Annotated in this window: 12 protein-coding genes and 1 tRNA gene; 4 read left to right on the top strand and 9 right to left on the bottom strand. The window is 49.8% G+C overall.

The features are described 5' to 3' along the window. Positions 1-9: 9 nt before the first annotated feature. From pth to ACH50O_RS22260, 7 genes are all read right to left on the bottom strand, one after another. The gene (pth, locus tag ACH50O_RS22290) at positions 10-579 is read right to left on the bottom strand and encodes an aminoacyl-tRNA hydrolase (protein ID WP_446809945.1); all 570 of its coding nucleotides are present in this window, start codon (positions 577-579) and stop codon (positions 10-12) included. 21 nt (positions 580-600) lie between these two features. Then, on the bottom strand, positions 601-1,197 hold the full coding sequence (locus ACH50O_RS22285) for a 50S ribosomal protein L25/general stress protein Ctc (protein WP_446809944.1): 597 nt from the start codon (positions 1,195-1,197) through the stop codon (positions 601-603). A gap of 46 nt (positions 1,198-1,243) precedes the next feature. Then, positions 1,244-2,197, bottom strand: a complete 954-nt coding sequence (locus ACH50O_RS22280; RefSeq protein ID WP_446809943.1) for a ribose-phosphate diphosphokinase — start codon at positions 2,195-2,197, stop codon at positions 1,244-1,246. 35 nt (positions 2,198-2,232) lie between these two features. Further along, positions 2,233-2,307, bottom strand: a tRNA-Gln gene (locus ACH50O_RS22275). A 26-nt stretch (positions 2,308-2,333) separates the two neighbouring features. Next, positions 2,334-3,182, bottom strand: coding sequence for a 4-(cytidine 5'-diphospho)-2-C-methyl-D-erythritol kinase (gene ispE / locus ACH50O_RS22270; RefSeq protein ID WP_446812179.1), 849 nt, complete (start codon positions 3,180-3,182; stop codon positions 2,334-2,336). A gap of 5 nt (positions 3,183-3,187) precedes the next feature. After that, complete coding sequence (locus ACH50O_RS22265; RefSeq protein WP_446809942.1) at positions 3,188-3,757, bottom strand: lipoprotein insertase outer membrane protein LolB; 570 nt, start codon at positions 3,755-3,757, stop codon at positions 3,188-3,190. Then, positions 3,754-5,478 carry a tetratricopeptide repeat protein gene (locus ACH50O_RS22260; protein WP_446809941.1) on the bottom strand — a complete coding sequence of 575 codons (1,725 nt, stop codon included), beginning with the start codon at positions 5,476-5,478 and terminating at the stop codon, positions 3,754-3,756. The genes ACH50O_RS22265 and ACH50O_RS22260 overlap by 4 nt, the downstream gene beginning before the upstream one ends. Before the next feature lie 146 nt (positions 5,479-5,624). Here ACH50O_RS22260 and hemA point away from each other — a divergent pair, with 146 nt between their 5' ends. Genes hemA through ACH50O_RS22240 form a run of 4 tightly spaced genes read left to right on the top strand, consistent with a single transcriptional unit; the run spans position 5,625 to position 9,263 of the window. Further along, positions 5,625-6,875 (top strand): glutamyl-tRNA reductase, encoded by a 1,251-nt coding sequence (gene hemA, locus ACH50O_RS22255; protein ID WP_446809940.1) that lies wholly within the window; start codon positions 5,625-5,627, stop codon positions 6,873-6,875. Positions 6,876-6,884: 9 nt separating this feature from the next. Then, positions 6,885-7,970 carry a peptide chain release factor 1 gene (gene prfA / locus ACH50O_RS22250; RefSeq protein ID WP_446809939.1) on the top strand — a complete coding sequence of 362 codons (1,086 nt, stop codon included), beginning with the start codon at positions 6,885-6,887 and terminating at the stop codon, positions 7,968-7,970. Continuing rightward, the gene (gene prmC / locus ACH50O_RS22245) at positions 7,963-8,838 is read left to right on the top strand and encodes a peptide chain release factor N(5)-glutamine methyltransferase (RefSeq protein WP_446809938.1); all 876 of its coding nucleotides are present in this window, start codon (positions 7,963-7,965) and stop codon (positions 8,836-8,838) included. Before prfA ends, prmC begins: the two co-directional genes overlap by 8 nt. Before the next feature lie 2 nt (positions 8,839-8,840). Further along, positions 8,841-9,263 (top strand): Mov34/MPN/PAD-1 family protein, encoded by a 423-nt coding sequence (locus ACH50O_RS22240; protein WP_446809937.1) that lies wholly within the window; start codon positions 8,841-8,843, stop codon positions 9,261-9,263. A 27-nt stretch (positions 9,264-9,290) separates the two neighbouring features. Here ACH50O_RS22240 and ACH50O_RS22235 read toward each other — a convergent pair whose 3' ends face one another. Together ACH50O_RS22235 and ACH50O_RS22230 are read right to left on the bottom strand one after the other, a co-directional pair. Next, the gene (locus tag ACH50O_RS22235; protein WP_446809936.1) at positions 9,291-10,232 is read right to left on the bottom strand and encodes a cation diffusion facilitator family transporter; all 942 of its coding nucleotides are present in this window, start codon (positions 10,230-10,232) and stop codon (positions 9,291-9,293) included. Positions 10,233-10,470: 238 nt separating this feature from the next. After that, positions 10,471-12,087 (bottom strand): OprO/OprP family phosphate-selective porin, encoded by a 1,617-nt coding sequence (locus tag ACH50O_RS22230; protein ID WP_446809935.1) that lies wholly within the window; start codon positions 12,085-12,087, stop codon positions 10,471-10,473. Positions 12,088-12,274: the final 187 nt, after the last annotated feature.

Below are 12,274 nucleotides of genomic sequence, written 5' to 3'. Positions count from 1 at the left end.
TTTATGAGATTATTTACTAAGAACCAACTCGTTAACCAAAGCCAGATCACCTTCAATCACCCCACCCATACAGCCCAACAGCAATTCAAATAACCTCATCAAACTTAACTGACTATCCGAAGACATCTTGGACAACACATAATCAGCTACATTTTTCCCAGCAGCTGGCCTACCTATGCCGACCCTCAGCCTATAAAAATCTCTGGAGTCGATATGCGCAATAATATCACGAAGACCATTGTGCCCCGAATGCCCGCCATCACGCTTTAACCTGACAATTCCTTCAACAAGCTCAAGCTCATCATGCGCCACTAGCAATTCTTCGGGTCTAAATTTGTAATATCTCAAAACCTTACCCACAGACATCCCACTTTTGTTCATGAACGTCATCGGCTTCAACAAAACCAATCTACTCCCCGAAATATTGCACTCAGCCAACTCACCCTGAAATTGACTAGCCGCCACCCAGCTTGCATCGAAGAAATCTGCCAGACAATCCACAAACAAAAACCCGGCATTATGCCGGGTTTTTTCGTATTGCTGGCCAGGATTACCCAGCCCAACAATTAACTTAATCATTCAATCTTAAAAACCGACACCCTACTCAGCAGAATCCGTCGATTTGGACTTAACAATTTGCGCGACCGGATGATCATGCTCCACACCATGCTGTAGCACAGGAATCTCAACCCCAGCCGGCAAAATCAAATCAGAGAGATGAATGGTTGAGCCAATTTCTACCGCCGCCAAATCCACCTCGATAAACTCAGGCAATGCGGACGGCATACACAACACCTCAACATCAGCCATTGCATGCGCGACAACGCCGCCTTTTTTAACCCCAACAGAAATTGCTTCATTAATAAAATGCAAAGGCACATGCACTTTTAATTTGTGGGTTTCGTCGACTCGCATAAAATCAATGTGCAGCACCTGCGGCTTTGCAGGATGACGCTGAATATGCTTCAGCACAGCCTTTTCCGTTCTGCCGTCGATCTTAACATCCAATACGTGAGAATAAACAGCCTCATGCACCAAATGCTTAACAACCTCATTATGATCCAGCAGCAACATTTCAGGTTCGCCGCTACCGCCATAAATTACCGCTGGCACCTTACCTTGGCGACGAACAACTTTAGCCGCACTACTGCCCGAGGCACTGCGAGCTTCTGCAACAAATTCAAATACGTTAGCCATTTTTTTCTCCAAAAGCTTGTTCCACAAGCACTACTTTAATTCTTAATCAATCAACATAAAGCGAGCTTACAGACTCACCAACAGCTATTCGGCGTATTGTTTCTGCCAGCATTTCCGCCACACTCAATTGCCTAATCTTCGTTACGGCCGACAATTCCTCCGTCAAAGGAATCGTATCAGTAACCACCAACTCATCAAGCACAGACCTTTGAACATTATCGGCAGCCGCACCAGACAACACGGGATGCGTGCAGTAGGCCACCACTTTCTTAGCACCATTCTTCTTTAGCGCCTCAGCTGCATGACATAAAGTACCGGCCGTATCAACCAAGTCATCGACCATTACACATGTCCGACCATCAACGTCGCCGATTATGTGCATAATTTCAGACACATTGGCCCGAGGCCTACGCTTGTCTATTATTGCCAAATCAGCATCACCAAGACGTTTCGCGATAGCCCTGGCCCTAACCACTCCACCGACATCAGGCGAAACCACTATCAAATTTTCGTACTCTTGACGCCAAATATCGCCGAGCAGAATTGGCGAAGCATAAACGTTATCAACCGGAATCCCGAAAAACCCCATAATCTGGTCAGCGTGCAAATCGACGGTCAACGCTCTATCAGCCCCCGCGTTACCTATCATGTCTGCAACCAATCTAGCAGTAATCGGCACCCTGGCCGATCTTGAGCGACGATCTTGGCGAGCATACCCATAATACGGCATCACCGCAGTGATGCGCGCAGCAGAGGCCCGCCTCAATGCATCAATCATGACCAACAACTCCATCAGGTTTTCGTTGGTCGGCGCACAAGTAGGCTGTATCACAAATACATCCCTACCCCTAACATTCTCTTCTATCTCTACAAAAATCTCGCCATCACTAAAACGACCGACGCTGGCCATGCCAAGACGCATATTCAGCTTCTTCACAATACCTTCAGACAATGCTTTATTGGCATTGCCCGAGAATACCATTACCGATGCTTCTTGCATTCAAGCACTCCCAAGGGATTGTTGTTTGGAGATTATGGCTGGGCTGCTAGGATTCGAACCTAGGTATGCGAGGATCAAAACCTCGTGCCTTACCGCTTGGCGACAGCCCATTAAATTGATTTAACCACTCCCTGTTTTAGCTTTTATATAACGGCGACCTGTTAAGACCTTTGGCCAAATAACATGACCAATTTCGACTTAATGCCGCATAAGCATTCCGAGCCGACTCTTCAGAGCCAAACTGGGCAAACACGCACGCACCAGTCCCGGTCAACCTTGCTTCCGCATACTGGGACAAAGCATCCATTGCCTCACCCACGACCTTGTATAACTTGCTGACAACCGCTAGACAATCATTCCGCCTATCGCCTGCAAGAAAGTCGCGCATTGTGACGACTTTACTATCTCTTGTCAACTCTTCCGCTAAAAAAATCTGTTTAGTATTTACATGACAGTCCGGCTTGATAATTACCACCCACTGCTCAGGGATCGTTATCGGCAACAGTTTCTCGCCAACACCCTCCCCCCAAGCCGTGTAACCGAATACAAATACCGGCACATCCGCACCCAATTGCAAACCCAGCTCCATCAACCTTTCGACAGTCAATCGCAAATCCCACAATTTGTTTAAAGCCACTAAAGTCGTAGCAGCATCCGAACTGCCGCCTCCAAGCCCACCCCCCATGGGTAGGTTTTTTTCTACTTCAATACAGACACCAGCTCCGCACCCGGTGTATTGCTTCAACAAATTTGCCGCACGAATGGTTAGGTCTTCCTGCTCAGGCACCCCTGGAATTAGATTACGCAAAAATACGCGACCGTCTTCCGCAGGATGAAAAGTTATCCAATCGCACAAATCTATGATCTGAAATACCGTTTGCAGCAAATGATAGCCATCAGGACGGCGCCCCGTGATTCTCAACATTAAATTCAATTTTGCCGGCGCCGGCCACTTTTCACCCCATCCCGCCGTAATTTCTTGCATTTGAGTCACGACAAATCCCACTGATCCACTATTAACTTAATTATTGTTTTATCTTTAACCGCATTGATTTTCCGTGGCAACAGTAGCGTATTCACTCGCTGCATTTCCTTAAAGCTAACCCGCCAACCGGCCTGAACAAATCCATCACCCTGCTCAACGAACGCCTGCTCCGGATCCACCCCCCCCAACACCCAATATGTGAAAGCATTAACCGGCATATTCACACCCAATTGCTCAGCCAATACCTCGTCAACAGCCCCACGAAACTCTTGACGCTTATCGCCGTCATCCACAACCACAACATCTGGACCGACGGAAATGATTAGCTTGCCTTGAGCCAACGGCCCCGCCAGCTCTATATCGTCTCGCCCTGGATTATGCCGCCAACTTACCGACGCCGAAATGGAATCCCGGTCATCAGTTAACGCCAAACGCCCTTCAAAATACCATTGCCTTTGTTGCTGCAAGACGCGCATGTCGCTCAAACTGTATGCATCGATAGGCGCTTCCGGTAACGACGAACAGGCCACCAACCCTAAAATCGGCAAGACAAATAGACATTTCTTAAAAATCATTGCCCACTCTGTAAGAAGCGCTTTTTAAACTCCAGCAAATATTCGTCATCCGGCGATTTTTTATAGACACTGTCGAACAACTCCTTAGCCTCTTTTTTCTCTCCAATAACCCACAATACTTCAATAATATGCGCAGCTATTTCATTTTCAGCCTGCTTTTCATAGGCTCTCCGCAAATACTCCAATGCCCGCTCCGGCTTACCCAGCTTAAATTGCAGCCATCCATAACTATCGATTACCACCGCTTCATCAGGCTGCAAACCGATAGCTCGTTCCAGATATTTAGCGGCCTCGTCATAACGCTGAGTTCTGTCGGTCAAGGTATAACCCAATGCATTCAACGCACCGACGTCATCCGGCTTTTTGTCTAAAATCTTCAGCAAATCGGATTCCAGAACATCCAGCTTATCCAAACGCTCGGCCACAAGAGCCCTGGCATACAATACTTCACGATTATCAGGCATATCTTTCAATGCTTGCGTCAGCACATCGAATGCTTCTTGATATTTACCTAATTGATTGTAAAGCTCGGCCTTAACCATCAAAATCCGTAGATGTTGCTCCGGATATTTGATGTCCATCCGTTTCACGCGCACCTCGACATCCTCGAAGCGCTTTTGACTCATCAATATCGACACTGCCGTTATGTCCGCATCGAAAGCATAATTGCCGTCCCCGACCCTATCGAACCATGTCAAGGCTTTATCCGGATGCTGCTGCTCCACCGCAATTTTACCCAGATAAAAACTGGCCTGACCTTCCCATTCCGGGTTATTCAACAGCTTCTCCAGCGCATTTTCAGCCTTATCGACCTGCCCTTGCTGCATATGAATCAAAGCCAGAGTGAATAACATCTCCGCATCGTCAGGCTTGTCTTCCAGTGCGTTTTGACAAAGCTTAATGGCATCGTCGTAGTCACGACTATTAACCAACACCTCTATTAACATTTTTCTGAGCTGACGATCCTCCGGGGCCTGCTTGACCGCTTTTTCCAAAGAGGCACGAGCCTTAGCCAGATCACCGGATCTTCCAGCCAACTGAGCCTGAAAAATAATCGCCTTATTCCAATCCGGCTCTATCAGCAAAGCCCGATTAATTTTTTGCTGAGCCAACTCGTTATTCTGCAAGACCGAAGCCAAAACCGCCTGGACGAAAAATACGTTGGCTTGAGCGGGATGCTGAAGCGCCAAGTCTTCCAACACATCGTAAGTGAATTGCGTACGCCCTTCTTTTTCCAATAACTTGGTCATTTCCAGCAGACCGGTTTCAAACCCGGCCGGATCATCAACCAACATGGCATTCAGATTCTCAACCGCCGCCTTGCGATCGGAATTTTTGATTGCCAATAACACGGCGAATTTTCTCGCCGCCAGATTCTTGCCGTCTTTAGCCAACCAGACGCTCAAGGCTTCTCGAGTCCGCTGCTCGTCTTTCAAAAACAAGCCTATTTTTACCGCCCGCTCTGCGATTCTCGGATCGTCAACTCGCTTGGCAGCCTGCAAATAAGCATCCATCGCCAAGTCGTACTGATTACGCTGCCCAGCCAATTCAGCGGCCATCAACAAATACAGCACCTCCTCGTCGATCACCGTATTGCGATTAACTCTACTTTCCAAGCCGTCTGGCTTGGCAGCCTCTCCCTCTGCCTCAGGTTCCTTCTCGGGCGAAACCGCGCATCCGGACAAAGATAAAAATATTGCGATGGCTATCCATTTTTTCATGCAATCTATTGACCCATTTTTGAGAATTTATTATCGATAGATTACCAGAAAAAGCCCCTGAATCGGACTGTCGTTTCATTGTATTTGGACAAAAACCGCGCATTCCTTAAAATATCGCACTTTTCTTATGCTATTGTTCGCAACCGATGACTCTTCTTGCCGTAGGGATAAATTACAATACAGCGCCGGTCGCGGTCCGCGAACGCTTGGCGTTCCCGACGGAAATCCTCGATAACACGCTGAAAAATCTGTGGAATCTTCGCGAAATTAGCGAGGCGGCCATACTATCCACTTGCAACCGCACCGAGTTTTACTATCAAGCCGACAGTGACAATCCGTCTTCGTTAGTAAACTGGATTGCCGATACCAAACAGATCACACCGGCGGAATTTACCCCCTACCTATACAGTTACAAGGACAGCCAGTCGATACGCCACATGTTCAGAGTTGCTTGCGGCCTAGATTCGATGATCCTGGGCGAACCGCAGATTCTCGGCCAAATGAAAACCGCCTACCATGCGGCTTCGCAAGCAGGTACGCTGGGCAGAAATCTCAGCAAGTTATTTCAACACACCTTTTCCGCCGCCAAAAAAGTCCGCACCGATACCGCCATCGGCTCCAGCCCGGTCTCGGTGGCATTTGCCGCCGTGCAATTGGCTCAGCAAATTTTCGACAAACTCAGCGAACAAACCGCGCTGCTGATCGGCGCCGGCGAGACCATAGAATTGACCGCCCGCCATCTATATCAACATGGCATAGGGCGCATCATTATCGCTAACCGGACATACGACAAAGCCCACGCCCTGGCGATGCAATTCAACGGCTATGCGATCAACCTCGCCGAACTGCCTAATCACTTGGCGGAAGCCGATATTGTGGTGTCGTCCACCGCCAGCCAATTACCGATACTTGGCAAGGGCCGCGTGGAAAGTGCGATCAAAATCCGCAAACACAAACCGATGTTCATGGTCGACCTAGCCGTGCCGCGCGACATCGAAGCCGAAGTCGCCCAATTGCGGGACGTCTACCTCTACACCGTCGACGACCTGCAGAACACCGTCAATCAAAACATGGACTCGCGCCGCCGGGCCGCCGAGCAGGCCGAGGAAATCATTGACACCCAAGTAGAGCACTTCCTGGCCTGGCTGCGTTCGCAAGGCGCCCAGGAAACCATCCGCGACTTCCGCACCCAAGCCGAACGAACTCGGGACGAAGCCTTGCAAAGAGCTCAAGCGCAACTCAACAGTGGCGTAGCTGCCGAAGAAGTATTGCAACGTCTTGCGCACACCTTAACCAATAAGCTGATCCATACCCCTTGCGCGCAGTTGCGCGAAGCCGGCGCCAACGAACGCCACGACCTGATCGCCGCCTCGCGCGAAATTTTCAAATTACGATAAACATCCTTAATGAAACCCTCGATACAAACCAAACTGGAAAACCTCGGCGAGCGCTTTGAAGAAATCACCGCGCTGCTGTCGCAGCCCGAAGTACAAAGCAATCAAAATCAATTCCGCAGCCTGAGCCAGGAATACTCGCAAATCGAACCGCTGGTTGCCTGCTACAAAACCTATCAGGAAAATGAAGCCAATCTGGAATCAGCCCAGGAAATGGCCAAGGACAGCGACCCTGAACTGCGGGAGATGGCCAAAGAGGAAATTCAGGCCGCCGAGGCGCAACGCGAGGAATTGATACAACAACTGCAAATTCTACTGTTGCCGAAAGATCCCAACGACAACCGCAACGTGTTTCTCGAGGTACGCGCCGGCACTGGCGGCGACGAAGCCGCGATCTTCTCCGGCGACTTAGCGCGCATGTATCAACGCTATGCGGAAAGACAGGGCTGGAGCACCGAGATCATCAACGAAAATCGCGGCGAACATGGCGGCTTTAAAGAAGTCATCATGCGCATCAGAGGCCAGAATGTTTATTCACAACTGAAATTCGAGTCAGGCACCCACCGCGTACAACGCGTGCCTGAAACCGAATCGCAAGGCCGCGTGCATACCTCGGCGTGTACCGTGGCGATCATGCCGGAAGTCGATGCGGTCGACGAAATCGACATCAACCCGGCGGATTTGCGCGTCGACACCTTCCGCGCCTCCGGCGCCGGTGGCCAGCACGTTAACCGTACCGAATCGGCAATCCGTATCACTCATATCCCGTCGGGTGTAGTCGTGGAATGCCAGGACGAACGCTCGCAGCATAAAAACCGCGCCCGCGCGATGTCGGTTTTACAAGCGCGCTTGATGTCCGCCGCCCAGGAAAAACAGCATGCCGAGCAATCGGAAAGCCGCAAGCTGCAAGTCGGTAGCGGCGACCGTTCCGAGCGCATCCGCACCTATAACTACCCGCAAGGCCGACTCACCGACCACCGCATCAATCTGACGCTTTATAAGCTGGAAGAAATCATGGAGGGAGGGCTGGAGCATGTGATTCAACCACTCATTCACGAACATCAGGCGGAACTGCTGACGCAACTGGGCAATGCCTAAATATTCCGCAGTAGCGAATTCGCCACGACAAAGGTCTATCCGCGACCTGCTGCCGATCGCGATAGAGCGGTTGAAAGAAAGCTCTGACTCCGCTGAATTGGACGCAGAGGTATTGCTCTGCCACTGCCTGCACAAGAACCGCTCGTTTCTCCGAGCTTGGCCGGAACATCAACCAAGTCCGGAACAATGCGCCCAGTTTCAAAGGCTAATAGAGCAACGTTCGGAAGGCCAACCTGTTGCCTATTTAACCGGCCAGCGCGAATTCTGGTCGCGCAACTTCAAAGTCAGCCGAGATGTTCTGATCCCCAGGCCCGACACCGAATTATTGATAGAACTTAGCTTAGCCCTGCTCCCGACAGACCGCCCCTGTAAAGTTATCGATCTCGGCACAGGCTCCGGCGTTATTGCCATCACGCTGGCAGCCGAAAGGCCATTGGCGGACGTAAGCGCTACCGACCTCAGTGCGGCAGCGCTAAACATTGCCCGAGATAATGCCAAACAATTCAACACCAACAATGTCCGTTTAATCCAATCCCATTGGTTCGACCGGATCGAAGAAACCGACTTTGATTTAATCATTAGTAACCCCCCTTACATCGCTCACGGCGACCCGCATTTACAACAGGGCGATGTCCGTTTCGAACCGGGGAATGCCTTGTCGAGCGCCGAAAACGGGCTACAAGATATTCGCATGCTTGCCGAACAGGCACGCGACCATTTTAAAGCCCATGGGCGCTTATTGATCGAACACGGCTACAATCAACAAACCGAAGCACAAGGCATTTTTAAGCATTTGGGTTACCGGCAGGTCTGCACACATCTAGATTTATCGGGCAATCCCCGCGTCACCTCAGGAATATGGGAATAACTATGACCAGCAGTGAGATTTCTCTACCGCGCAAACTTACCAATCAACTGCTACATCTGGCGCAATTATCGCCGGACGCGGAAATTTGCGGCCTGATCGGCGCGGACAGCAACGGCATGCCGCTCAGCTGTTATCCGGTTGACAACAGTGCCGATACCCCGAAAAATCGCTTTTTATTGGATGCCGGCCAACAAATCGCCGCCATGAAGCAAATGCGCGATAAAGGCGAAAACCTGTTCGCGATTTTCCATTCGCACCCGGACACACCGGCCGTTCCATCCGCAACCGACATCGAACAAGCCGGCTATCAGGGTGCGCTACATTTGATCATTTCCTTGAATACCAAAGGCGTATTGGAGTTGCGCGGTTTTAGAATAGTCGGACAGCACTTTAAAGAAGTAGCGCTGAACCTGATCGAAGTTTAAGCATGCCTGACTCAGCTTACTGAGTGTTTAGTGCTCCCAGGACGCAGAGTCTTCGATAGGCTCAAGGTGGGTGTCAATGTCGATATTGTCGAACTTGTCCTTGATCCGCCCTTCCATACTTTCCAACAAATCATGGCCCTGCTGCACCGTCCAACCGCCCGGTACCAACACATGCACCGACATAAAGCGGCGCGCGCCGGCATAACGCGTCCGCAAAGCATGATAGGCGATACCGTCACTGACGACATAAGCCTCCAGCACCGCGACGATCTCGGCAATTTCTTCGGGTGATAGCGCGGCGTCCAGCAATCCGGCCACGGTGCGCCGTATCAGTTGCAGCCCGGCCCAGACAATATGCAGCGCGACCCCTATCGCGATAATCGGATCCAAAATTTCCCAGCCGTTCAGCCCCCATTGTTTGGCAAAGGCCAAACTGGGCTCAAACCGATTCGCCACGGAAATGACCGCGATACCAATCAAAATTCCGACCGTAGTCCAAACATCGGTCATCAAATGTTTGCCGTCGGCTTCCAGCGTAATCGACTGTCGGCGGCGACCGACGCCAATCAAAATTCTGGCTACCGTCAAATTGATTAACGAAGCGAACACCGATACGGCAATACCTAAATCCAGCTGATGCAAGGTTAGCGGATGCCATAACCGTTCCCAAGCGGCGTAGCCGATGCTGAATGCCGCCAGCAAAATCATGATGCCCTCGGCACCGCTGGAGAAATATTCGATTTTTTCGTGCCCGTAGGCATGGGTATCGTCCGGCGGCCGCGCAGAAATAGTCAACACCGCCAGCATGATGATCGCCGCCACCAAATTAATCACCGACTCCAACGCATCCGATAGCAAACCCACCGAACCGGTCAGCCAATAGGCATAGCTTTTTAACGCAATCGTGCTGATAGCGGCGGCGATAGACAGCCAGCCATACCACGTTAAGGATTGATGTTGATCGCTCATAGGATTGTTGAGTTGCAAAACGGCAAAGTAGTCTAACAGAGCGAGCCAGCTTAACCATATAAGCAAATTCCTCCTCGTGAGATTCCAACCGCAATGTTAGGCAAAAACCCGATAACAAGTAACCAAGCCACCCAAACTAACTTCAACTCTTTTCATATAACAAAAAAGCCGCACCCCCCTTTGCGAAGGGTGCGGCTTTTGAGTTTAAACTCGGCTTCCCTAGCCCCAACTTCCTTTATTACCAATCAACTTGAGCTCGCAATTCAACAACATCGAAATTGGCACTGTTATATGCCCGTGCACGCGTGTTTGCTGTTCCGTCTGCAGCATTCACAACACCTGCTGTATCAATGTTTAACGCATGGATAAAATTAGCCATCATTTTGATGTGCGAATTCGGATACCAGTTTATGCCTACTTTTCCGGTTGTCGCACGACCACCATTGATGTTGCCATCAATCAAGTTTAAATAATCGTAACCGGCAGCGATTTCCCACGCCCCCCAGCCGCCATGCGTGTTAAAGTTTTGTTTGGGTTTAATTCTATCCCAAGCACCGGTCGAAGCTTTATAAGCTCTGGATTCGCCGGTCAGGAAGTAACTGGCATAACCATAATAACCATTCAGCATTTCGTCGTTATAACCTTTACCGGAAATGTTTGCTTGAATGTACTCGGCTTGCGCAGAAAACGGACCGTAAACTAACGCCGTTTCACCTCCGAAGCGGGCTACCCGTTGGGCAATACGTGAGCCATTAGTGGCAGTCAAAACACCTGTATTCAAGATATAAGTTCTATCGACATTGGTACTAATTTGATTGCCAAAGCTGATGCCTCCGTTATTGAAGGTTCCGTTTGCCCTAAAATTGTTATCAATCTGCCGCTCGGAACCGGACAAGCCAACATGTAAAAACTTGGTGCTGTCTACGAACCAAGGCAGCCCCGTAACACGACCAGTTACACCCCAACCGGTATCACCCGAACCATTATTACGGTTGGCATTACCCATTGCATTATTCGAACTGGTGCTGCTGGACGCGCCGCCTTTACCCACGGACTCTGTTTGTAGTGCGATATTTGCCGTCCAACGAGGCTGCGAATAGCCCAATCCCAAACCGACTTTATAGGCATTGTCGTTATCAGAGAAGGTATTGACCACGTTGTTACGTTCGATAAAGGTCAACCAACGGTTACTGGTTGCTTCTTCCAAGCTGAATGGCTCTTTAAACTGACCGACTTTTACGCTAAAAGGCTTATAACCATTCCAAGCGATATAAGAGTCGGTAATACCGCTGGCAACCGAACCATCGCCCCGCGCGAAGTCGTATTCAAACTTATAGCCAAAATCTTTGTAATAGCTACCCTCAATCCCGATACGAGCACGGCGAATGCCGGCACCGTCAGCGAGTTGATTAGTTGTATTTGCGCCGGTCGGATCAGCAACGCCCCCATGACTCAGACCCGATACATTAGTCTGCGAGTCCACCTGTAATCGGCCGTTAATGGACATGTCAAAGTTACCGTCCTTGCTTTCGAATTTGATACCTTTGTCGTCAATTTTCAGTTCGCCAAATCTTTCATCCTTGACGTGCTCATCCAATGCTTTCAATTCATTGTTTTTCAATGCCAGATCTTGCTTGATTTGCTCTATTTCAGCTTTTTGCGCTTGTGCATCGGCTTTTTGAGCCGCAGTGTCTTCCACTTTTTCGAACGAACCCAGCTTGGTACGCCCAGGACCCGGTTCGGCAAAAATTTGTTTGGTTTTGGCATCGACATACAAGTCCAGCGCCATGGCCTCCGCCCCGATACTCGAGCCAATCACGGCTGCCACTGCCAGACCCAGTTTAGAAAGCTTCATCAATATTCTCCAAAATTTAATATAAATCAATGCATTAGCTAAAAACCGATAACAACCGGAGAGCTTGAGCGCATTGTAGGGAGGCAATATGACAACTTTGTGACAAAACCGATTTATTAGGCCAATCCGTTGCTTTTTTGGAACAACAGTAACATTCGGCAGCGGCACCAAATGTTTTGCGATAAAT

The sequence above is a fragment of the Methylomonas sp. 2BW1-5-20 genome, assembly GCF_052474515.1.
The sequence above is the reverse complement of the archived record's forward strand: the minus strand, read 5'-3'. Positions and strand labels throughout refer to the sequence as shown.